We start from the raw sequence: 21,703 nt of genomic DNA on the forward strand, positions 1-21,703 counted from the left end.
AACTGCTTCTGCAGCTTTTTTCTGCCACCGGCCGCCAGACAATTAGGTGGTCAATTTGCCACGGAATCAGGTGGTCAACTTCTCCGAAATACCCACCACAGGTAAATCATATAGAGGAATTAACATTCCCTTGTTGTGGGGAGCTGCGGCTGAAAAGGAATATACCAGCCACCAGTGGGCGAGCTTCAAACAGTGGGCCGACAAGAAAGAATTCGTTCGTAAGGGCGAGAAGGCCACCACAATCGTCTATTACGATACAATCGAACGTGAAAAGGATGACGAGATCAAAAAAATCCCCTTCCTGAAAATGTCTTTTGTATTCAATCAATGCCAATTACAGTCCTACAAGGGCGAAGAGCCTAAGCCAGACCAGGCTGATTTCGTGACACGCATTCAGAAAGCCGACGACTTCATCAACAACACAGGAGCGGTCGTCAAGCATGGTGGAAGCCGAGCCTTTTATAATCCGGCTCAGGATTACATTCAAATGCCGCCTACATTCGCATTTACAGGCACTGAGACGCAGAATCCCACCGAAGCTTACTACTCCACCAAACTGCATGAATTATCGCACTGGTCGGGTGTTGAGAAGCGCTGCAACCGTCAGATGGGTAAAAGATTTGGTGATGATGCCTACGCGATGGAAGAATTGGTGGCGGAAATGTCATCCGCGTTCCTGTGTGCGGGGCTGGAAATTACGGACGGGCCGCAGCCGGATCATGCAAGCTATCTTGGTGATTGGCTGACCGTACTGAAAAAAGACAAACGGGCAATTTTAACCGCTGCTGGTGCTGCCAGCAAGGCGGGTGATTTCCTGAGAAGTTTGCAGCCTACTTCTCGTGATCTTTGTCCTTCTGTCCCGGCTTGAAATTCTCCTTGAATTTTTCCTTCTTGGCCTCTTTTGCTCCTGCTTTGAAGGCCATGGTGTAATTGCTTAGGTTTAAGTCCTCTCGACCTTCAATAGCCTTGAGGACTTCCTTTGCTTTTTTGTGATCGTGCTTTTCCAGCACATATCCATCGTTATAGCCTCTGACTATTTCAGGATTTACGCGAACATCATCATTTTCATCGCTCATGATCCTTGTCTTTTTCTTTTTTCTTGAATGCCGCTAGAAACTTTTCCTTTTTTGACAGCTCTTTTTGATCTCGTTTTCTGTCCTCCGATGCTGAGTGATAAGCTTGCTGCGCTTTCGCCTCGTCTGAACGCATTTGCATTCTGGAACGGAAAATATCTTTCTTAATATCCTGCTCGGCGAGAGACTTTTCGATCTCCTTCATGTCCTGAGGAGTGAGCGCCTTCGCCTGTTTAATCCGCTCGTTGATCTTGTTGACTTCTACCTGATAGGGATCTGGCTTAACGACCGTTCTACCGTCTTTAATTATTTCTCGTTTATTGCCTCCGAATGAACGAGCCGAATCACTCTGCCCCACCGGTTGCCTATCCTTTTCCTTTTTGGCAATAATCTCTTTCTTGGTATCCTTGAAGTCCTTCCCACGAATGGACTGCAACAACTCTTCCAGTATTTTGCTTAATTTTCCCATGGCTACTTGTTTGAGTGCTTATTAAGATACTCGTCGATACTGTCCAGATCGTAAAGAATATGCTTCGGGAGAGGCTGAGTGAATGTAATTGCATTGGTGTCCCTGAGCTTTTGCAAGGTGGTTTTGGAAGAGATCCGCATATAGCGCATAGCCTCCTCACCATCCACCCACTTGTCGCGGGGCTTTACCCCCATCTCCTTTTTCAGGCGGGTAACAAGCTCGTTAAGAAATTTTTCAAATTCATCAGGGTTCATTCTCCCAATATATCAAAACCAATCAAGATCCCAAAACAGCGTCCAGAGCTTCATCAGCAGTCTTGTGAATGAAGTTGTTTTGGTAAGATATTGTCGTCGTGATATTACTGTGCCGGTAGAGCTTTTGAAGCATCTGAGGGCTGATTTTATCCCCTGAAATATTCCCGAACGTATGACGGCTAATGTGGTTTGTCATAGGCTTGTCGATCTTTGCTTCCTTGGCAACACTTTTCAGGTGCTTGTTCAGGGTTTTGACACCGTAAGAGATTTTCCTCTCAACCGTGTATTGGTCGGTCATATCCTCGACCACTTTCAGCTCGGGAAAAATCAGGTCATGCGTCCGTTCGTCACCACGATACTGATCTAAAATCTTCGAAACCTTAGCAGGGACTTTCAGTGATCCGGGCTTGTCGTTTTTGCCCATAGAATAAAACAGGCGGTCATTCTGGAAATCAGACCACTTCATTCTCAGCACATCAGAAATACGGACACCGGCAAAATAGTACGAAAACAGAAACACATTACGCGCATGATTCATTTTCGGGTCGGGAAGCTCAAGCTCTTCTATTTTCTGCACTTCTTCCCTCGTAAGACCGATTTTTGATGATTTCGGGATCTTTATCTGAATTTTTCCCCGACCAAACGGATATGATTTCAAATCTGCAATATCCGCGAGAATGGCTTGATTATAAACCGTCCGAATGAGAATAAGGTGGTTGACAATCGTCCGTTCACTGACCTTTTTATCACCTTTCAAATAGGCCCGAAACCTATTAAGCAACGGGACAGTAATCTCTGTGAAGTCTATATCTTCTGTTTTCAGAAATGTTTTGAAATTTTTCAGGCGTGACTGATCGGTAGGAACCCGGTTATATTTCCCCTCCTTCTTCATGTTTTCTACGAATTCATTGGCTACGGCAAAAAACGTCACACCCTTCTTAGGCTTTATTTTCTTGGCAACAAACTTCGCAGAAACGTCTTTCTTCTTCGCTTCAAGTTCCAGGCTTGTGTCGCTGGCCTCAGCGAGTTTTTGGGCAATTAAATTATTCAATCTCACTGAATTACGGTGAGATTTACGTACCTTGCATGCAACCTCATCCCAGTCTTCAAGACTTACGCTTTTGCCAATCGGGATGTAGGATGACTTTCTGTCTTTCGTAATCCGCAAGACCAGCGCGTATGTCCCGTCAGCCTTCGGGGCGCTTCTCGTAACCACCTTGATTGTTGTTGCCATGTGATTGTTTGTTAGTCAAACAAAACTAGCGATAATCTGTGAAACATTTGTAAAACATTTTGTGGTTTTTTGTGTGTCACCATGAATTGATTAAAATTATAATATACTGATTATTTGATATTTATAAACCATATCAAACCATAGTAATTCATAGTAATCCATATCGAATAGAATTCATAACCCTAAGGTCGGCAGTTCGATCCTGCTCCCCGCTACATTTTGAAAGACATCCTCTCCGGATGTCTTTTTTATTTCCGCACATTTTGCGCATTCTCCGAGAATTAAAATTTGCGCGTTTGGGTTTACAGTAATTGGTAACACCACCGAATCACCTCAGAACTGTATGAAATTATTGATCCAATACCTGAGCAGGTACAAGGCACTTATATTCCTCGCCCTGCTGATGGCCGCCATCAACCAGACTTTCTCCCTTCTCAACCCTTACATCCTCGGTAATTACCTCATTGACCCATACGCCAACAAGGCGGTGGAGTTTCGTACCAAAGGGCTTGATAATGAATTCTTCAAGGGGGTATTAATGGGCTTGCTGATGATCATCGGCGTAGCGATGGTATCCCGCATTGCCAAGGCATTTCAGGATTACCTGGTGAATGTCGTCATCCAGAAATTTGGAGCCGCCCTCTATACGGATGGCCTGCGGCATGCATTAAGGCTCCCTTTTCAGGATTTTGAAGACCAACGGTCGGGTGAAACGCTGTCCGTTCTATTGAAAGTCCGCGCCGATTGCGAGAAGTTTATCCTGAACTTCGTTAACGTACTGTTTTTCACATCGGTAGGTATTGTTTTCGTGGTGGTAGTAGCATTCAGGCTCAGTCCCTGGCTACCGCTGATCTACCTCGTCGGCTCCGTGATCCTTGCGTTTCTAACGAGTGTATTAAGCCGCAAGATCAAAACGATCCAGAAGAATATCGTGAAAGAAACGACCGCATTGGCCGGTTCCACGACCGAATCCCTGCGCAATATCGAGCTGGTGAAAAGCCTCGGACTCACCCACCAGGAAATCGAACGGCTGAACACGACGACTTACAAAATCCTGAAACTGGAACTGAAAAAGGTGAAAAGTATCCGTTCGGTAAGTTTCATTCAGGGAACGTTCGTCAACTTTCTGCAACAGTGCGTGATGTTCGCGCTGCTGTTTTTTGTGTTCCGGGATAAGATTACCGTGGGCCAGATGATGATGATGCAGTTCTATTCATTCTTCATTTTCGGGCCATTGCAGGAATTAGGCAATGTAATCCTATCCTACCGCGAAGCCGAGGCGTCGCTCAACAACCTGCAAACGCTGCTCGCCCGCCCGGTAGAACACAAACCTGCTAATCCGGAAACGATTACGGATATCAAAGATTTGCAGTTCGATCACGTGAAGTTCCAGCACCAGTCGGCGAAGCGCCCGGCATTGGAAGACATTTCCTTTGATGTAAAACGCGGTGAAACCATTGCATTTGTAGGGCCGTCGGGCTCCGGCAAAACTACTTTGGTGAAGCTGCTCGTGGGATTGTACCAACCCATTGAAGGCCATGTGCTTTATAATGGTGTGAATGGAAAAGAAATTGACTTTGATGAAATCAGACACAAAATCGGCTTTGTGACGCAGGATACGCAGCTTTTCTCGGGAACGATCAAAGAAAACCTGCTTTTCGTAAACCCGGAAGCGACCGACGAGATGATCAACGACGTGCTTCTGAAAGCCGCTTGCTATAATCTGCTGGCCCGTGCAGAGAATGGCATCGACACGGTGATCGGGGAAGGCGGTTTGAAATTATCAGGCGGCGAACGTCAGCGTCTGTCCATCGCCCGTGCGCTCCTGCGTAACCCGCACCTGATCATTTTCGACGAAGCCACTTCTGCATTGGATTCACTTACGGAAGAAGAGATTTCGAATACCATCCGTGATATCACCGACCAGCGCCAGCATATCACCGTCATGATCGCGCACCGCCTCTCCACCATCATGTACGCCGACCGCATTTACGTGCTCGAAAAGGGCCGTATCGTCGAGACCGGCAGCCACCATGCATTACTGGAAGAAAAAGGCCTCTACTACGCAATGTGGCGCCAGCAAATCGGAGAGCGTAAGGACGAGACGGTTCTTTCGGCGTGAATTTTGAATGAATGAGTGAATTTTGAATGAGCCGCCGTCGAATGGAGAATGATAGAATGACTAAATGAAGGAATGAACTGCCGTAGAACGGAGAACGACCGGGGCATCGGCGATGAGTAACTTTGCCTGGGTCGCGTTGGCACGAAGGCCGAATCAAGGAGTTGCGCTCCCACAAATGCCGCTAGGCATGCAATATTGGTAGCAACTAGAATGCTCCATATTACAAAAATCCCGCTAGGGATGTAACAACTATGCATTGCAATGGCACTGATGTTACATCCCTAGCGGGATTTTTGTAGTCGATCGTACAAGATTTGCTACCAATATTGCATCGCTACGCGATTATTCACCTGAAGTTCAAACAACTTCATCGCGATCCAGTACTCCTATCGGACGATTCGATCAATCAAAATTCATTCAATCACTCACTCATTCACTCATTCAATCATTCAACTACGCAAGAATCAGGTTTGAATAGGCCTTACGGCCGGGTAATTTTGGTTTAATCAATCAAAATCCGCTGCAATGATCAACATCGAAAACCTTGACTGGCCTTCCATTCGTGAAAACCTCCACCAGCGCGGCTATGCACAGCTTTCCCAAGTCCTCAGTGCCCGTGAATGCGACGAACTGATCGCACAATATGACAATCCGGTGCATTACCGCAAGACGATCGTCATGGAGCGGTACCGGTTTGGTCTGGGTGAATACAAATACTTTTCCTACCCGCTGCCTCCAATTATTCAACGGTTGCGCGAAAACATATTTCCCAAACTGGTTCCCGTCGCCAACCAATGGATGGACGTACTGAAAATGGGCCATCCCTACCCTGCTGATTTTGAAGAGTTTCAAGAGTTATGCCGGGCACAGCAACAGACCAAACCTACGGTATTGATCCTGAAATACGGCCAGGGCGGCCACAATACCCTTCATCAGGACCTATACGGCGACCTGTTCTTCCCTATTCAAATGGTATTGTTCCTCAACGAACCGGAAGAGGACTACACCGGTGGCGAGTTTGTTATGACCGAACAAATTCCCCGTGCGCAATCCAAAGCCATTGTTTTGAAACCCCGCAAGGGCGACGCATTGCTTTTTACCACGAATTTCAGGCCTGTGAAAGGAAGCAAGGGATATTACCGGGTCAATATGAAGCACGGCGTGAGCGAAGTGCATGACGGCCAGCGGTATACGCTCGGGATTATTTTTCATGATGCATTAAGCTGATTTACAGCACACTCGTATCTTCCACAACCAGTAATGATCAGCCACCACGAAATAGGTCCGGAAGGCTTCGCAGCGAGCCGCAAACTGAAAACAATGATCCATACCGGCCAAATCACCCTGGCCGGTAACCGAAATCTGAAAATCTACGGACTATTATCCTGCGGTTCGGGAAAGCGGATGAAACGCCGCAACCGGGTGTTTTTCGCGGACGAGCACGACGCCCGCACACACGGGTATCGCCCGTGCGGGCATTGCATGCGCGAGGCCTATTTGAAATGGAAATCAGGCTAACGGCTTCACAGCGAGGCTGCGCCATAGATAGAAAGTAACGTAGGTTTCCCAGCCGGCATAATCGCGAAAAAAGGCCTCGATTTTTTCCTTTTCGCTACGTTCCGCAATGATACCGTGGCCGGCCAATGCATTCAAAAGCCCCACGTCCCCATGCGGAATGCCTTCCGGCGCCCGAAACGATTTCATGAGCACATAATTGGCCGTCCAGACGCCGATGCCCTTGTGCGCCACCAAAACTTTCTGCCGCGACTCAAAATCAGGCAGCGAATCAATGAGCGAACGACTGAGCGTACCTTCCGCAAACGCGCGGGCTGCGCCGATCACGTACTCCGCTTTTTTTTGGGAAAATTGCATTCCCCGAAGTACATCTACCTCCGCATTAGCCAGCACTTCGGGCTCTGGAAAAATATGAAAAACCTGGTTGTCCCATTCGATATGCCTGCCGTAGCGCTCCACCATGCGCCGTTTCATCTTGTAAGCAAATGTGAGGTTAATCTGCTGACCGATAATCGACCAGCAAAGCGCTTCAAACATGTCCACAATCCCCATCAAACGCAGGCCCGAAAAGTCATCGGCCATATAGGCCAGCCGACCGTCCCGTTTCAAATGGGTATAAAATGGCGCAAGATCACGATCCAAATCGAACCATTCACGGACGTAGCCGGTGATAAAATCACGGCTTCCGGAGCCCGAAACACCGGCTAACAGGTCAACATGCAAAAATCCTCCATGCTCGCTGACGCGAAAAAGAACGTCACCGAACGGCGTCGCGATCGCTTTCAAAACGAAGTTTTCTCCCACGAAATGCAGGCAGTCGTCGTAATTGCGATTCAAAAACCAGAGACATTCCTGGAAACTGAAAAGCGGGGGAACAGGGATGAGAATCGTTTGTTGTGAATCCATAAGTGAAAGTACCGCGCGGAAGACCCCGCTGCAAACCTGAATCTTGCGGATTAATGCACGATCTTGAAAACGAGTTCCCGCAGCAACTCTCCTTCCGGAATGCTCGTGCCGTCAAGCCCCTTCAAACGCCCGTCACATTCACGCAGATAATGTATAATATTGGCCACCTTGCCCATTGGATAATTACGGGCAGCCAGTAAATAATCTTTGACAAAATAGGGATTTACGCCCAGCTCGGCTGCAAGCCCTTTCTCCGATTTGTCGCGAGCGGCGTGCGTGAGAAGTAGTTTGGAGAAAAAGCCAAACAGGATGATCAGTACAGGGGCCAACGGATTGTCCTTCGAATTGGATGCAAAAAAAGCAGCTATCTGGTTCGCTTTCAGCACATCCCGATGCATTAATGCTTTTTGAAATTCAAAAACATTGTATTCCTTGCTGATCCCGACAAACTTCTCGATCGCCGCAGCATCGATTCCTTCGTCCACGCGCAGGTTCACCATAATCTTCCGGATCTCGTTTGAAAGCCGTTTCAGATCGTTGCCGATGTTATCAACAAGCATCTGCACCGCCTTCGGGCTGATTTTCACGCCCTCGTGCTGGCAAAATGCCCCTACCCAGTCGGGCAGCTTGTTGTCATACATCTTTTTGGATTGCACCACCACCCCGTTGGCATTACAGGCTTTCAGGTAGGATTTCCGCTCGTCGGCATTGGCGTGATAGCAGAACACCAGAACCGTGCTCGGCACGGGGTTCAATGCATAGTCTTCCAGGCGCTGTTGCTGTTCCTTTTGCTCAATGCCGTTCAGGCGATGCGCTTCTTTGACTAACACCAGCTGACGCTCGGCCATGAATGGAAACCGCCGTGCATAGCTCAACACGCCCGCTACATCGGTGTCCTTCCCGTAAAGCACAAACTGGTTAAAGCCCCGCTCCGACTCCGGAACCACCTTATTTTCAAGCTCTTCGGCAATCGAATCGATGTAATAAGGCTCATCTCCGTGCAAAAAATAGAGTGGACGGAACTTCTTGCTTCTGAGTTCTTTAAGGATAATATCGGGTGTTTGTGCCATGAATTTGCAGATTGGGACCTAATGTGGTCCGGACACCAAATTTACCGTTCCGCGCCGATTTATGCCGCGTTTTCAGCGATAAATTGAGCGGTCTTCGCACGCAATTCAGGAAAAAAAGACAGGAATTTGGTATAATAAAACTCCTCATTTGCCCGCAAATCGCTCACAGCCGTGGAGATAGGCTCCAAAAACCCGGCACGGCGCGAAAGCCTTTTAAAGGTAGTATCGATACCGTCGAGCGTCGCGTAAGTATTCAACCAGTCCTGACGGACCATAGAGCGCACCATGGGTACCATCGCTTCCGGGATCAGGTGGTGATTCCGTTCGATAATCGAATAGATCCTGTGGGCGTATATAAAAAGAGGTTCCTTATGGTAATGCTCGAAATTTTTAGCCAGGAAGTAATCGAAGTAAATGTCCATGACAATACCCGCGAGTTTTCCCTGGGAAACGGCTGCTACGTCTTTGGCTTCCGAGACTTCGGGATGGGTGTCCGTAAACGAATCGATAAAACGGTGCAGTTTCAGCCCGAGCACATAATCGGGATTCCAGGTTGCAGTTTTTTCCTTGCTCAAACGCCCTTTAATGAAATCCCCGACATAATTGCCCATCATCACTCCTTCATTCTCTCCTGACAGCAAAATATGCGCTAAAAAATTCATCTAAATGACATTTTGACAAAATTCCCGTACGTTTGTTCCGATACTCTTCCGGGGAACAATTCTTTTACAACAACCATTATTTTAATCAAACTAGCAAATGAAAATCGAAAAAAATAGCGTCGTGGCGCTTACATATAGCCTCAGCATTCCAGACTCGGAAGGCGAAACGGATGTGGTGGAAGTGGTCACCGAAAACGACCCGATGTACTTTATCCACGGTATCAGTGGTTTGCCGGAAGGATTCGAAAATCAGATCGAAGGCTTGTCGGCCGGTGATACCTTTGAATTTACGGTAGCTCCCGAGGAAGGGTACGGAGAATATGATGAAGAAGCGGTCGTAGACCTGCCTAAATCGGTATTCCAGAACAGCGAAGTAGACGAGAACGAACTCCTGCAAGTGGGCAATATTATTCCGATGACCAACGAAGAAGGTGAAAGGCTTCACGGCCAGATCGTCGAGATCAGCGACGACGTGGTAATCATGAATTTCAACCACCCGCTAGCCGGCAAGGAAATGCATTTTGCAGGTAAAATCCTGAGCGTACGCGCAGCTACGGCTGAGGAGCTCGATCACGGCCACGTACACGGGGTTGGTGGGGTGCATCATCACTAATGGTCATTGGTAGTCATTTGTTGTCAGGTGTGGTCAAGAATAGTCAGGTATTGTCATTTCGAATGAATATCTAAAACTACTCATGACTATAAATGACAACACGTGACAACAAATGACTACCAATGACTACACCCGACTTACAGCCCAATCGTTTCGTCAACGGCCCCGCGATACTGCTCCACCTCCACGCCGAACCTCCTCAGAAACTCCACGCCCTCTTCTACCGCAATGCCTTTGTAGGCGGCATAGGAATGCAGGAAAATCACTTTTTTGATCTTCATCGTATAAATCACCCGCGCGCAGGCAATGCAAGGCGCAAGGGTCACAAAAAGTGTTGATCCTTCGATATTCGATCCGTTTTTCACAGCAAAAAGGATGGCATTCTGCTCGGCGTGCAAAGCCAGCGAACAGCTTCCTTTTGCGTCACGCGGACATCCTACCCCTGGAAATTCTTCATCGCAGTTGTGGGTGCCGGCAGGAGGACCGTTGTAGCCGATCGAAATAATCCGCGTGTCCTTCGTTAGCACCGCCCCCACTTGCGCTTTTATACAGTGTGAACGTTTGGCAAGATTTTTTGCCAGGTCCATATAAATGTCATCAAATTCCGGCCGCAAATTCGTTGTAGGTATTGTCATTCTCTTTTCAATCCAAAATTCAGGGTACAAAATTAGGGAAATGACGGCTGGATTCAACGCAGTTTGAAAAGTATGACCCGAAGCATTGCCCTTCTTTTTTTCCTGACCGTGTTCCTTAACCCGCTTTTCGCACAGCAGGACAGGTCGGTTGTTACCCTTTCCAAAGATCCGGCAGGCCTTTTCAAATCCTATAAATTCTTCATTCAGAACGTGGAAGACCAGCGACCGCAACCAGGTGCCTCGCTCGGCAAAGTAATCGCCCTTGGTAAAGAAATTCCGGCGGTACTGCCAGGGAAAGCCGAAAACGAACTGTTCAGCTACTGGTCGTACCTGGCGCCTAGGAAAGAGCAATCGTATTTGCCGCTTTATATCACCATCAAGGAGTTGTCTGTAAATGAAAAGCGGATCGGGCCAAACAAGGTTACCGGGGAAGTCCGCCTGAATGTCCGGTTCCGATGGTACCGTGATATGCAACCGGTGGAACTGACCGGTTATCAAACGGCAGCCAACTATACGCGGCCCGAAACGGCATTCACCCACGACAAACTGATAAAACAGCTTGTAGATCAAGCATTAGGCCATTTTCAAAAGTGGATGGCCTCCAATGCAGGTAAAACGCCCGCATTGGCGCGCAACCTGATTGTTACATTCAAAGAAATCAATAACACGGCCTCCGAAGACACGGTTTTCTATTCGCCGAAACGTCCGTTGGTTTGGGACGATTTCAAGGTAAGAAGCGCCAGGCCAGGCAGCCGTTACGCGGCGGCGGTATTTACCAGTTTCGGCTATGAGGGCCGCTCCTATCCGAAAGACGACGACCTGGTGGTGGAAATCGGATTGAAGATATTCATGGTCAAAAGCATGTCATGGGGCAGGCCGGAGTCGCGCAATGCGGGCACATTGCGTCATGAGCAGATTCATTTCGATATTACGAGGCTGGTGGTCGAGAAGTTTAAAGAACGCCTCCGTAAGGCCGAATTGACTATCGAAGACTATGATAGCGAGATCCAATACCAGTTTCTGGAAGCATTCCGGGAAATGAACCGGGATCAGGAACAATACGACGGCGAAACCGGCCACGGGCTGAACGACGGCGCGCAAGCCGCGTGGGATAAAAAAATCGCCAGGCAGATCGAAGCGCTCTATTCCGTGCAGTAATCCCTACGGCGCGGTAATTCGCATAATCTGTTGGATTTCATGGCTCACGACGTAATTCCTTACATTGAAATCAAATGCACGGGCATCGTCTGTAAACGACCTATCGCTCAAAAGGTAAAGCCTGTTTCCAGATTTAAAGCTCAGTACCTGATGCTTAGGAACCTGAAAAACGACAGGTTCGGCATTCCAATACACATTCAAACTCCCTGCGATTGAAAATGCTGCAAAAAGAGTTACTCCCGCGGCCGATATCTTCAACCAGCTCAGCGAACGCACATACCAGGCATACCAGATCGCAAAAAGGACCGCGTATAGCAAAACCACCTCCAACTTGTTCAAATGCAGGTTTTCTACCAAATGCCCCGGCAGCCGTCGCGGGATCGAGGCGGCCCAATCGGTTAGCTTTGCTGAAAATGTTACAACCTGACCCGCCAGCCATCCCAACCATCCCAACCAGGAAATTCCTGACAGACTGATCAGCAGCAATACCAATGCGGCAGGCAGCAGTATATTGGTAAACGCAACGACCAGCGGATTCACAAGCCAGAAATAGGTCGGAAATTGATGAAAATAGACGATACTGAGCGGAAATGTGGCGATCTGAGCTGCGAACGCCAATGCGGTAACCTGCCAGACGAATTTCAAAACGCGATTGGCCGGATTCAGGAGGCCGTAGACCGGCTCGTAAAAGAGAAAAATGCCCGTCATAGCGAGGTACGACAGTTGAAATCCGACATCATACAATGCACAAGGATCTACCAGCAGAATAATCAGTGCCGAAAACGTCAGCGTATTCATCGAATTGTGCTTTCGCTCGGCGACTTCTGCAATCACCAGTACCATGCACATCAGCGCGGCACGCTGTACGGAAGGCGGTAAGCCGGTCACCAATGCATAAAAGCCCAGCAATGCGGCCATCAAAAACAGGTACACCCATTTGCCGAACTGCCAACGCCTCACCCAGCCGAGGGCCATACTGATGGCGAGAAAAATAATCGCCACATGCATTCCCGAAACGGAAAGAATATGTACGGCACCCGAAATCACATAATCGCCCACTTGCTCCGCTCCGAGGTCGTCCCGTCGCCCTAGTAACATGGCCTTTACGAGCCCATATGCGGCCGGATCGCTCACGTACACACGGAATTGACTGTCCGCCCATTCTGAAACGGCCTCCGGCCAATAGGAAGGGCTCTTTCGCGAGCCGGATGAAATCAGTTTGTACGAGCGATCATTCACAAATGCGGTGACGAGAATACCCCTGTTGCGCAGATATTGTGCATAATCAAACTGCCCGGGGTTTGCCGGCGGAGCAGGACGTTCCAACCGTCCCTTCACCAGCAGCAAATCGCCAGGTTGTGGAATGTCTGAAAGGCTATCCGGCAGATAAATCAACGCTTTCACCGGATAACTGGTCCACTTATTCTCGTGACCGAATTGTTTGACATCCACTTCAAAACGAATGGAATTGCTGCGTTTTTCAGGTATAGTAGTTACTTCCGCGGTATAGGTGGTGTATTCCAATGCATGAAGCGCTGCAATTCGTGCGTCTTTTTCCGCTTCAACCTTTATTTTGATTCCGGCTCCAAGCAAAAACATCCAAACAGCCAATCCGATCGCAAAAGCTACCCGACGTCCAAACCGATACAGCAAAATGCATCCGATCGTCGCCAGCACCAATGCTATCAAAACAAAAACAACCGGCATACCGCCGGTTGTACGCAATGCGTCGCCCGCCAATATGCCGGTTGCTAGGAATATGACTACGCTGACAAACGGAGCGCGTGATAGCATGGGTGTTTATCGTACAACAAAACGTTTCGTGATTGTCTTATCGGCAATCGTTACCTTGTAATAGTACAAACCGCTGGGAAAGTTTTTAACGTTGAGATAAGTACGGTTAACGGTATCCTCCGTCACTTTTTGCCCTTTTTGATTGTAAACGGACACGGTGTAATTCTCGAAATTAGGTGTAAAAACATTGGTTGTCAATGTTTCACGGACCGGATTAGGATAAATTTCAACCAGTAGTTCATTCGTCGAAATCTTCGAGTATTCTACCAGTTTCGCACGTCTCGGGCTCAGCGCCATTACGGCGTGCATCCGCTCCTTCTGATCGTTTGTAAAAATACTCATACAAACGTCGGGCGAGTAATCCATGTAATTTTCGATCATATTACGCGTCACGACATTCCCTCGGCATTGCGAGTACACCGGTGAGCACGAAACATCGGTAGTTTCATTTTTGGTGTTAGCCGTGGGGGTATCATCGCAGTAATCGGTACCGCAAGTGGCATCGCCCCAGATGTGGATCAGGCCCAGCCAATGCCCCACCTCGTGTGTGGTGGTCCGGCCCAGGTTATAAATCCGGCTTGTGATCGCATCGGAATTGCGTCCGAAGTAGCGGTAATCGATGATAACCCCGTCGGTCAATGCATCGGCTTCCGTGTTTTCGGAAGTGGCAAGGCCAGCCGTACGGTCATTAATTTCCGTCACAACCGGAAATTGCGAAGTCCCGAGATAACGGTCATTCAGCCTTGTTACCCAGATGTTCAGGTAACGATTGGTAAACCAGGCTGGTGAGATGTTCGCCAGATCATCCGCGTCGGTAATCGGGCTGAACTGCGAAGTCGCATTATAGGTGCGAACCACCGACACCAGCCTGAAACGGATGCCTGTGTCGACACCCAGTGAATCGGTATAAAAGCCCTTGTAGCCGGATGTATTGCCATAATCTTCATTCAGCACGTCGATCTGACTCTGAATCTGCGCATCGGAGATATTGCCGTTCCCTGCGCCACCGACCACATTATCTGCCCGGTTGTGAACGACGTGCACTACCACCGGGATCGTGATTACCTCACTCGCGCTCGTGCGTGCACCCGCAGCGGAGCGCACGTAGTTCTGTATCGCCTGCTCCGATTGGAGTCTCAGGTTCCTCAGCGCGGGGTTTTTCAATAGCCGCACCGAATCACGCTCCGTGCTGGCACAGCGCGTAACGAGCGAATCCTGCGCTTTTCCGAACACAGATACCAGCAACAAGCCAGCCAGCAAAAGGCTATTTTTCCGATTTTTCATAGGCAGCAAGAATGTCCTTCACCAAACGGTGCCGTACCACGTCAGAACCATCCAGTTCTACAAAACTGATCCCTTTAATGCCCTTCAAAACCGTCAGAGAGTCGATCAGCCCCGATTTGAGGTTCTTAGGAAGGTCAATCTGCGACTTATCGCCGGTAATGATCGCCTTCGAGCTCGGGCCCATACGGGTAAGGAACATTTTCATTTGCATCGGCGTGGTATTCTGGGCCTCGTCGAGCAGGATAAATGCGTTGTTCAGCGTACGCCCCCGCATGTAGGCAAGCGGCGCGATTTCGATTACCCGGCTTTCCAGGTACAATTTCAGTTTTTCCGGCGCAATCATATCGTCGAGCGCGTCGTAGATCGGGCGTAGGTACGGATCGATCTTTTCTTTCAGGTCACCCGGCAAAAAGCCCAGGTTCTCGCCCGCTTCCACCGCAGGACGCGTGATAATGATCTTACGTACTTCCTTGTTCTTCAATGCCCTTACGGCAATGGCTACGGCAGTGTAGGTTTTTCCTGTACCTGCCGGACCAATCGCAAATACGAGGTCGTATTTACCGGCCTGTTCTACCAGGAGCTTCTGATTAGGCGTTTTGGCTTTCACAACAAGCCCCTTGTTGCCATAGAGGATCACGTCGTCGTCGTCCTCGCCGGTAGCTACGGGCATTTTAGCGATGCCGTTCAGGTAGCCCTTAACGTTGTCGTTGGTTATTTTTCCATACTTCTGGTAATGTGCCAGAAGCGAGTCGATTACATCTGTGATTCGGATAATTTCGGGGGCAGTCCCCTGGATGCGGATCTCGTTTCCGCGTGAAATGATTTTACTTTCGGGGAAAGCGGCGGCAACTTCCTTGATATTCGAATTGTGAATGCCCAGAAAATCGACCATGGATACGTCTTCGAGTGTGATGATTTTTTCCAGCAAATGAATCAGTGTTTAATGTTTCTCTATTGTTTGTAAAATTTAGTAATAATAACCAACATTTGTAAAACATAATCGTCGAAAAAACAATTAACCTGCTAAATCCCGGGCGAAAAAATTAGCGTTTCCCGACCAAGTCTTTCATTATCAGACACGGACAAAAAAGTCGTGTGGCAGAAAAAAAATTATTGCGCCAAACTCCCCGCCGCCGCTTTCGTTGAAGGCCTCCAATGATTAACTTTGTCTTAATATGGAAAACGAAAAGGCATCTAACAGCTACCCCAGGAGCGGCTCCAAAACCGGTAACGGTACCAAGCGGGCTTTTGCTCCGAGAACGCCATCCAACGATCAGGTTTTCAGCAAATTACCACCTCAGGCAATCGACCTGGAAGAGGCGGTTTTGGGCGCTTTGATGATCGAAAAGGATGCCCTCACGGCGGTAGCGGATATCCTCCGTCCGGATAGTTTTTACAAGGAGTCTCACGTCCGCATTTACAGCGCGATCGTCACGCTCTTCGCCGACTCGGAGCCTATCGATATGCTGACGGTGACGGCCAAATTGCGTAGCACCGGAGAACTTGAACTGGTCGGTGGCGCATCGTACATTATGGAGCTGACCAGCAAAGTCAACTCCGCGGCCAACATCGAATTCCACGCTCGTATTATCTCGCAGGCCTACATCAAACGGGAGCTCATCAAAGTCTCCTCCGAGATTCAGCGCGAGGCTTATGAAGATACGACCGACGTGTTCCGTTTGCTCGACAAAACAGAGCAGTCGCTTTTCGCGATTTCAGAATCCAATATCAAGAAAAACTACGCCGACATGGGCGCGCTCATGCGCCAGGCGCTGGCCGAACTCGACCAGAAAAAGAATAATAAGGACGGTCTTACCGGCGTACCGTCCGGTTTCAGTGCGCTAGACAGGCTCACTTCCGGCTGGCAAAAGACGGAATTGATGATCCTCGCGGCACGCCCCGGTATGGGTAAAACGGCATTCGTCGTGTCCTCGCTGCGGAATGCGGCTGTGGATTTCAATATTCCGGTGGCGATATTCTCTTTGGAGATGTCCTCGGTGCAGCTGGTCAATCGTTTGATTTCCGCCGAGGCTGAGATTGATAGTGAGAAAATCCGTAAAGGAAGCCTGGCACCGCACGAATGGGAGCAATTGCACCACCGCATTCACCGGCTGACTAATGCCCCCATTTACATTGACGACACCCCTGCCCTTTCGGTACTTGAACTGCGTGCCAAATGCCGCCGTTTGAAAGCGCAGCACGATATTCAGATGATCGTAATCGACTACCTGCAGCTCATGACCGGCGATACGGGCGGTAAAAGCCCCGGCAACCGTGAACAGGAGATTGCGATGATCTCACGATCGTTGAAAAACCTTGCAAAGGAACTCGATGTGCCGGTAATCGCGCTGTCGCAGCTAAGCCGGGCCGTTGAAACGCGTGGCGGTGAAAAACGCCCGCAGCTCTCCGATTTGAGGGAATCCGGTTCCATCGAGCAGGATGCGGATATGGTAATCTTCCTGTACCGTCCTGAATACTACGGCATTACGGAAGACGAAGCAGGCAACTCGGTGGCGGGTGTAGGTGAGGTAATTCTGGCTAAAAACCGTGCAGGTTCACTGGATACGATCCAACTTCGCTTTATTGGTAAATACACCAAGTTCGCCGATCTCGATTCGGGCTTCACACCTGCCCCATTCTCGATCGACCGCCCGATTCAGACCTCAAATCCGATATCATCATTCGAAAGCCAGGCCAAGCCTACGGCACCAGCCATGGGTGGAACACTCCGCAGCCGCGCCAACGACCTGAGCAACTTCGATTACAAAGGCCCGGAAAGCGAACCGCCTTTCTGATACGCTATTGATTTGAACAATAATATTAAAGGCCGGAAATGATCGCTCATTCCGGCCTTTCTTTGTCAGGTGTGGCTAGTGATTGTCAAGAATTGTCTGGTGTAGTCAAGCGTGGTCAAGAGTTTTCTAGTCATTCTTGACAATACCTGACAATTCTTGACAATACCTGACTACCCCTGACTACCCCTGACTACACCTGACTGCACCTGACTACACCTGACTATTCCTGACCCTTCCTCCCACGCTAGCAACTTGCTATTTCCGTACCAGCAATGCTACATTTTCGACGTGGTGCGTATTCGGGAACATATCTACGGGCTGTACGCGCGTCACTTCGTAATCATCTGCCATTAATGCCAGGTCGCGCGCTTGCGTGGCCGTGTTGCAGCTCACGTACACGACGCGGTCGGGTGCGGCTTTCAGGATCGTTTCGATCACAGGCACGTCCATTCCGGCACGTGGCGGATCGGTAATGATCACGTCCGGGCGGCCGTGCGTATGCAGGAAGCTCTCGTTCATGATCGCGCGCATATCGCCTGCGAAGAATGAAGTATTGGTGATGCCATTCAGCTCGGAGTTAATGCGCGCATCCTGCACGGCTGCTTCCACATACTCCACGCCTACCACTTTCTTTGCGCTCCGGGCCACGAAGTTGGCAATGGTTCCGGTACCGGTGTAAAGGTCATAAACCGATTCATTACCCGTGAGCTGCGCATAATCGCGCGCCACACTGAAAAGCTTGTACGCCTGCTCTGAGTTGGTCTGATAGAACGATTTCGGCCCCACGAGGAACGTCAGATCTTCCATCGTTTCGCGGATTACCTTATCACCGGCGTAATAGATCACTTCCTGGTCCTGATAAGAATCATTTCCTTTCAGGTTCACGATGTAGTTCAGTGAAGTGATTTCCGGATGATTTTGATGCAAAAACGCCATCACTTCCGCGATAATTTCATCGTTTTGCTCCCCAAATTGCACGATCACCATCACGTCGCCAGAATTGGCTGTACGGATGATCACGTTACGCATGACGCCTACATTAAAACGTACGTCGTAATAAGGATACCCTTTTTCCTCCGAAAAGTGGTGCAGCGAGTTCCGGATCGCGTTCGACGGGTCCGGTTGGAGGTGGCAGTGGTCTACGGTGAATATCTTATCAAAGCGCTTCGGCACGTGGAAGCCCAATGCGGTTTTGGCAAATGGCTGTCCCGAATCGAGCTGCTCCTTGGTGAGCCAGCGCCAATTCGAGAAAGTGAATTCCAACTTATTGCGGTAGTATTCAGTCTTAGGGGCAGCGATAATCTCGTTAATCTCAACATTCCTGATCTTTCCTATCCTTTCAAAATGATCCACTACCTGCTGCCTTTTGAACCTGAGCTGATGCTCGTAGCCGATATGCTGCCACTTACAGCCCCCGCACACGCCGAAATGTTCGCAATAGGGTTCCGTACGTAAGGCCGATTGTGAATGGATTTTGGTAACGATGGCCTCCTTCAATTTTTTCTTGGTGCGAACAACCTGAAGATCGACGATGTCACCAGGAGCCACATTACCTTCTACAAAGATTACGCCGTCTTCCGATTTAAATATACATTTGCCTTCTGCCGCAAAATCGGTAATTTCAACGTACTCGTACTTGTTACTCTTAGACATTATTTCCTGTTTTAATTACTAATCCCAATATCCTATCGGATCAATTTTACTGCCGCATCATTCTCATGAAAAAACGGTTCATCTTATTTATTCTGATGCTGTTTGCCATTTGCGACGCCAGCGCCACACACATCGTCGGCGGGCAGCTCTTCATCACGCAAACCCAGGATCCCCGGTACAACTACAACATGGGCCTCACGATGTACTTCGATGCCCTCAATGGTAATCCCGGCGCAGAAGACCCGTTCGTCACAATTTATGTGTTCAGAAAGCGAGACAATGTGCTCATAGGCTCTCTTGAAGCCCCAAAAATAGAACGAAAATCGGTCAACTACGCAAACCCGCTCTGCGGAATCTCGACACTCCAGACCTGGCAGATCACTTACAGCGCCGCAGTACGGCTTGTTCCCACCGATTTTGCCGATGCCGAGGGCTATTATATGGTATGGGATCGATGCTGCCGTAACGGGACAATTACGAACATTCAGGCACCCGGTGATGCCGGCAGCCTCTTTTACCTCGAATTCCCGCCGCTTTTCAAGAATAATGCCAATTTCAAAAACTCTTCCCCTGTCTTTCCTGAAATCAAAGGCGATTACGCCTGCGTCAATTCACCATTTCTCTTCGATTTCGGAGGAACCGATGCCGATGGCGACAGCCTCGTGTATTCACTCATTACGCCTATGCAGGGCTATGCCGACAAGGCTAACCCGAGCGCACCTGCCCGTGGTTCATCCAACTACCCACGCCTGACCTGGATCGATGGCATTTCGGTCAGTAATATGATCCCGGGCCCCGTTCCCCTGAAAGTAAACAAATCGACGGGAATGCTGTCCGTAACAGCTGGTTCCGTGGGGTTGTATGTGTTCGCGGTGCAGGTCGAGGAATACCGTAATGGCGTTAAAATCGGGATGCTGACGCGCGATTTTCAGCTCAAAGTGGTCGATTGCCCCAAAATGGACCCTCCCAAGCTGTTGTTCAAACCCAAAGGCAAGAGTACCTATTACACTGAAAACGAGATTATCACAATCAAAAAGGGCGATCCGAACTGCTTTGAAGTAATGGTTACCGATCCTACCGTGAACCAGATTGTGGCCGTTGATGGCCATGCCGTAAACAATTCAAAGGACTATTTTACGGTACTGCCTGCCCAATTCACCACAAGGATCCCGAACGACACCCTCAAATTCCAGGTCTGCCTCGAAGATTGCTTCGTCACCTACGATAACCGCCCGATCAAGATCCAGCTCGTGGCACAGGACGGCAGCTGCCCTTTCCCGCTGACCGACACCCTCAATATCTACATCCGCCGGGAAAGCAGCGGCAATAATGCCCCTACCGTCACGACCTCCCTCACGAGCGACTACGTACACGTGACCGCGGGCGTCCCCGTGACCTTCGACGTGTACGGAAAAGACCCCGACAAGGATAATCTGGCACTTTCAGGTCGCGGTCAGGATTTCAATATGACCGATATGGGGATGGATTTCAAACCCGCCAGCGGCCAGGCAACCGTACAGCAGAAGTTTACATGGGTACCTCCATGCAATGCCAAAAAGGGCGATACCCTCGCTGTCGATTTCAAAGTGGAGGATATGCGCTGCGAAGGCAACCCGATGCCCGTTTCGAAACCGGTGTATTTCATCGTGGATGAATCGCCCAACCGGGCACCGTCGGTGAAAACCTCCCTGCCCGTTCAGGAAATCACCTACCAGATCGGCAGCTCATCCGGCATTACCTTCGATGTGCTGGCAAGCGATCCCGACACGAATATGATCGTTCTGACGGCCGCGGGGCGTGGATTTGACATGAAGGATGCCGGAATGATTTTCGAGGCCAAAACAGGCGTAAAATCGATCACCTCTCCATACGCCTGGAATCCCGAATGCTCAGTACTCAACGGCCAGCCCGAACAAACTTTCATGGTCGATTTCGTTACCCAGGATAAGAGCTGTGCAGCCGCCACCGATACCACTACCGTAAAGCTTACCATCAAGGACAACGGCTCTACCCCATTCCCTGAATTCCCGAATGTCATCACGCCGAATGGCGACGGCAAAAACGATTGCCTTGTGTTCGACGAACTACCGACCGACAATTGCGATGACTATTTCAAGGACATCACCGTATTCAATCGCTGGGGCAAGCAGGTCTATTATTCCAAGGTAAGACCCAACAACTGGTGCCCCGACAAGATCTCCGGCGGCTACTATTACTTCCTTATACAGTATACCAAGCGCTCCTACAAAGGCGGGCTCACAGTTCTTAAATAACTATTAATCAACTAAATACCCCGTAGCATTTCATATGAATGTTACGGGGTATTTGTTTTATATGTAGTTCCCTAACAGTAAGTTTCATATGAACATTTTGTATTAAAAGTTTTATACTTTTAATATTTTTTAAACATATTAAACATGTTATACTTATAATAAGCTATTAATACATTATATACATTTAAAACAT

The 21,703-nt window shown here is 49.1% G+C and carries 20 protein-coding genes; 8 read left to right on the forward strand and 12 right to left on the reverse strand.

Features of this window, described 5'->3' with window-relative positions; genetic code table 11:
- The first annotated feature begins 55 nt into the window (after nt 1-55).
- On the forward strand, nt 56-868 hold the full coding sequence (locus CLV60_RS25170; protein ID WP_170118863.1) for an ArdC family protein: 813 nt from the start codon (nt 56-58) through the stop codon (nt 866-868).
- Here the strand turns inward: CLV60_RS25170 and CLV60_RS25175 are convergent.
- Genes CLV60_RS25175 through CLV60_RS25190 form a run of 4 tightly spaced genes read right to left on the reverse strand, consistent with a single transcriptional unit; the run spans nt 831 to nt 3,030 of the window.
- Nucleotides 831-1,076, reverse strand: a complete 246-nt coding sequence (locus CLV60_RS25175; protein ID WP_106598162.1) for a hypothetical protein — start codon at nt 1,074-1,076, stop codon at nt 831-833. The genes CLV60_RS25170 and CLV60_RS25175 overlap by 38 nt on opposite strands.
- Nucleotides 1,066-1,542, reverse strand: a complete 477-nt coding sequence (locus tag CLV60_RS25180; protein WP_106598163.1) for a hypothetical protein — start codon at nt 1,540-1,542, stop codon at nt 1,066-1,068. Before CLV60_RS25180 ends, CLV60_RS25175 begins: the two co-directional genes overlap by 11 nt.
- A 2-nt stretch (nt 1,543-1,544) precedes the next feature.
- The gene (locus tag CLV60_RS25185) at nt 1,545-1,796 is read right to left on the reverse strand and encodes a helix-turn-helix domain-containing protein (protein WP_106598164.1); all 252 of its coding nucleotides are present in this window, start codon (nt 1,794-1,796) and stop codon (nt 1,545-1,547) included.
- Between the two features lie 22 nt (nt 1,797-1,818).
- On the reverse strand, nt 1,819-3,030 hold the full coding sequence (locus tag CLV60_RS25190) for a site-specific integrase (protein ID WP_106598165.1): 1,212 nt from the start codon (nt 3,028-3,030) through the stop codon (nt 1,819-1,821).
- Between the two features lie 343 nt (nt 3,031-3,373).
- Between CLV60_RS25190 and CLV60_RS25195 the strand changes: the two genes are divergently transcribed.
- The 3 genes from CLV60_RS25195 to CLV60_RS25205 all read left to right on the forward strand — a co-directional run bounded on the left by CLV60_RS25195 (nt 3,374) and on the right by CLV60_RS25205 (nt 6,670).
- A complete protein-coding gene (locus CLV60_RS25195; protein ID WP_106598166.1) occupies nt 3,374-5,152 on the forward strand; it encodes an ABC transporter ATP-binding protein in 1,779 nt (592 codons plus the stop codon).
- Between the two features lie 525 nt (nt 5,153-5,677).
- Nucleotides 5,678-6,379 (forward strand): 2OG-Fe(II) oxygenase, encoded by a 702-nt coding sequence (locus tag CLV60_RS25200; protein ID WP_106598167.1) that lies wholly within the window; start codon nt 5,678-5,680, stop codon nt 6,377-6,379.
- Between the two features lie 33 nt (nt 6,380-6,412).
- Nucleotides 6,413-6,670 carry an Ada metal-binding domain-containing protein gene (locus CLV60_RS25205; RefSeq protein ID WP_106598168.1) on the forward strand — a complete coding sequence of 86 codons (258 nt, stop codon included), beginning with the start codon at nt 6,413-6,415 and terminating at the stop codon, nt 6,668-6,670.
- Here the strand turns inward: CLV60_RS25205 and CLV60_RS25210 are convergent.
- The 3 genes from CLV60_RS25210 to CLV60_RS25220 are packed head-to-tail and all read right to left on the reverse strand — an operon-like array spanning nt 6,662 to nt 9,305.
- Complete coding sequence (locus CLV60_RS25210; protein ID WP_106598169.1) at nt 6,662-7,573, reverse strand: DNA-3-methyladenine glycosylase family protein; 912 nt, start codon at nt 7,571-7,573, stop codon at nt 6,662-6,664. The genes CLV60_RS25205 and CLV60_RS25210 overlap by 9 nt on opposite strands.
- A gap of 50 nt (nt 7,574-7,623) precedes the next feature.
- Nucleotides 7,624-8,643 carry a DNA polymerase III subunit delta gene (gene holA / locus CLV60_RS25215; RefSeq protein WP_106598170.1) on the reverse strand — a complete coding sequence of 340 codons (1,020 nt, stop codon included), beginning with the start codon at nt 8,641-8,643 and terminating at the stop codon, nt 7,624-7,626.
- 59 nt (nt 8,644-8,702) lie between these two features.
- On the reverse strand, nt 8,703-9,305 hold the full coding sequence (locus CLV60_RS25220; protein WP_106598171.1) for an acyl carrier protein phosphodiesterase: 603 nt from the start codon (nt 9,303-9,305) through the stop codon (nt 8,703-8,705).
- Between the two features lie 97 nt (nt 9,306-9,402).
- Here CLV60_RS25220 and CLV60_RS25225 point away from each other — a divergent pair, with 97 nt between their 5' ends.
- Nucleotides 9,403-9,918 (forward strand): FKBP-type peptidyl-prolyl cis-trans isomerase, encoded by a 516-nt coding sequence (locus tag CLV60_RS25225; RefSeq protein ID WP_106598172.1) that lies wholly within the window; start codon nt 9,403-9,405, stop codon nt 9,916-9,918.
- A gap of 137 nt (nt 9,919-10,055) precedes the next feature.
- Here CLV60_RS25225 and CLV60_RS25230 read toward each other — a convergent pair whose 3' ends face one another.
- Complete coding sequence (locus tag CLV60_RS25230; protein ID WP_106598173.1) at nt 10,056-10,553, reverse strand: deoxycytidylate deaminase; 498 nt, start codon at nt 10,551-10,553, stop codon at nt 10,056-10,058.
- Between the two features lie 72 nt (nt 10,554-10,625).
- On the opposite strand from CLV60_RS25230, the gene CLV60_RS25235 reads away from it, so the two are divergent.
- Nucleotides 10,626-11,711 (forward strand): DUF922 domain-containing protein, encoded by a 1,086-nt coding sequence (locus CLV60_RS25235; protein ID WP_106598174.1) that lies wholly within the window; start codon nt 10,626-10,628, stop codon nt 11,709-11,711.
- A gap of 3 nt (nt 11,712-11,714) precedes the next feature.
- Here CLV60_RS25235 and CLV60_RS25240 read toward each other — a convergent pair whose 3' ends face one another.
- Genes CLV60_RS25240 through CLV60_RS25250 form a run of 3 tightly spaced genes read right to left on the reverse strand, consistent with a single transcriptional unit; the run spans nt 11,715 to nt 15,717 of the window.
- On the reverse strand, nt 11,715-13,505 hold the full coding sequence (locus tag CLV60_RS25240; RefSeq protein WP_106598175.1) for a ComEC/Rec2 family competence protein: 1,791 nt from the start codon (nt 13,503-13,505) through the stop codon (nt 11,715-11,717).
- Nucleotides 13,506-13,511: 6 nt separating this feature from the next.
- Nucleotides 13,512-14,789, reverse strand: coding sequence for a T9SS type A sorting domain-containing protein (locus tag CLV60_RS25245; protein WP_106598176.1), 1,278 nt, complete (start codon nt 14,787-14,789; stop codon nt 13,512-13,514).
- Nucleotides 14,770-15,717 carry a PhoH family protein gene (locus tag CLV60_RS25250; RefSeq protein ID WP_106598177.1) on the reverse strand — a complete coding sequence of 316 codons (948 nt, stop codon included), beginning with the start codon at nt 15,715-15,717 and terminating at the stop codon, nt 14,770-14,772. The genes CLV60_RS25245 and CLV60_RS25250 overlap by 20 nt, the downstream gene beginning before the upstream one ends.
- 247 nt (nt 15,718-15,964) lie before the next feature.
- Here CLV60_RS25250 and dnaB point away from each other — a divergent pair, with 247 nt between their 5' ends.
- Entirely contained in the window at nt 15,965-17,584 is a 1,620-nt protein-coding gene (gene dnaB / locus CLV60_RS25255; RefSeq protein ID WP_106598178.1) for a replicative DNA helicase, read from the forward strand.
- 255 nt (nt 17,585-17,839) lie between these two features.
- Here the strand turns inward: dnaB and rlmD are convergent, their stop codons facing one another.
- Nucleotides 17,840-19,237 (reverse strand): 23S rRNA (uracil(1939)-C(5))-methyltransferase RlmD, encoded by a 1,398-nt coding sequence (gene rlmD, locus CLV60_RS25260; protein ID WP_106598179.1) that lies wholly within the window; start codon nt 19,235-19,237, stop codon nt 17,840-17,842.
- A 65-nt stretch (nt 19,238-19,302) separates the two neighbouring features.
- Here rlmD and CLV60_RS25265 point away from each other — a divergent pair, with 65 nt between their 5' ends.
- Nucleotides 19,303-21,510 carry a T9SS type B sorting domain-containing protein gene (locus CLV60_RS25265; protein WP_106598180.1) on the forward strand — a complete coding sequence of 736 codons (2,208 nt, stop codon included), beginning with the start codon at nt 19,303-19,305 and terminating at the stop codon, nt 21,508-21,510.
- The last annotated feature ends 193 nt before the right edge of the window (nt 21,511-21,703 follow it).

The sequence above is a fragment of the Dyadobacter jiangsuensis genome, assembly GCF_003014695.1.
GTDB lineage: Bacteria > Bacteroidota > Bacteroidia > Cytophagales > Spirosomataceae > Dyadobacter > Dyadobacter jiangsuensis.

Excerpts from the sequence above, each read along its gene's own strand:
- CLV60_RS25175 (WP_106598162.1), bottom strand. The coding sequence starts at position 1,076 with ATGAGCGATGAAAATGATGATGTTCGCGTAAATCCTGAAATAGTCAGA.
- CLV60_RS25180 (WP_106598163.1), bottom strand. The coding sequence starts at position 1,542 with ATGGGAAAATTAAGCAAAATACTGGAAGAGTTGTTGCAGTCCATTCGT.
- CLV60_RS25185 (WP_106598164.1), bottom strand. The coding sequence starts at position 1,796 with ATGAACCCTGATGAATTTGAAAAATTTCTTAACGAGCTTGTTACCCGC.
- CLV60_RS25190 (WP_106598165.1), bottom strand. The coding sequence starts at position 3,030 with ATGGCAACAACAATCAAGGTGGTTACGAGAAGCGCCCCGAAGGCTGAC.
- CLV60_RS25195 (WP_106598166.1), top strand. The coding sequence starts at position 3,374 with ATGAAATTATTGATCCAATACCTGAGCAGGTACAAGGCACTTATATTC.
- CLV60_RS25200 (WP_106598167.1), top strand. The coding sequence starts at position 5,678 with ATGATCAACATCGAAAACCTTGACTGGCCTTCCATTCGTGAAAACCTC.
- CLV60_RS25205 (WP_106598168.1), top strand. The coding sequence starts at position 6,413 with ATGATCAGCCACCACGAAATAGGTCCGGAAGGCTTCGCAGCGAGCCGC.
- CLV60_RS25210 (WP_106598169.1), bottom strand. The coding sequence starts at position 7,573 with ATGGATTCACAACAAACGATTCTCATCCCTGTTCCCCCGCTTTTCAGT.
- holA (WP_106598170.1), bottom strand. The coding sequence starts at position 8,643 with ATGGCACAAACACCCGATATTATCCTTAAAGAACTCAGAAGCAAGAAG.
- CLV60_RS25220 (WP_106598171.1), bottom strand. The coding sequence starts at position 9,305 with ATGAATTTTTTAGCGCATATTTTGCTGTCAGGAGAGAATGAAGGAGTG.
- CLV60_RS25225 (WP_106598172.1), top strand. The coding sequence starts at position 9,403 with ATGAAAATCGAAAAAAATAGCGTCGTGGCGCTTACATATAGCCTCAGC.
- CLV60_RS25230 (WP_106598173.1), bottom strand. The coding sequence starts at position 10,553 with ATGACAATACCTACAACGAATTTGCGGCCGGAATTTGATGACATTTAT.
- CLV60_RS25235 (WP_106598174.1), top strand. The coding sequence starts at position 10,626 with ATGACCCGAAGCATTGCCCTTCTTTTTTTCCTGACCGTGTTCCTTAAC.
- CLV60_RS25240 (WP_106598175.1), bottom strand. The coding sequence starts at position 13,505 with ATGCTATCACGCGCTCCGTTTGTCAGCGTAGTCATATTCCTAGCAACC.
- CLV60_RS25245 (WP_106598176.1), bottom strand. The coding sequence starts at position 14,789 with ATGAAAAATCGGAAAAATAGCCTTTTGCTGGCTGGCTTGTTGCTGGTA.
- dnaB (WP_106598178.1), top strand. The coding sequence starts at position 15,965 with ATGGAAAACGAAAAGGCATCTAACAGCTACCCCAGGAGCGGCTCCAAA.
- rlmD (WP_106598179.1), bottom strand. The coding sequence starts at position 19,237 with ATGTCTAAGAGTAACAAGTACGAGTACGTTGAAATTACCGATTTTGCG.
- CLV60_RS25265 (WP_106598180.1), top strand. The coding sequence starts at position 19,303 with ATGAAAAAACGGTTCATCTTATTTATTCTGATGCTGTTTGCCATTTGC.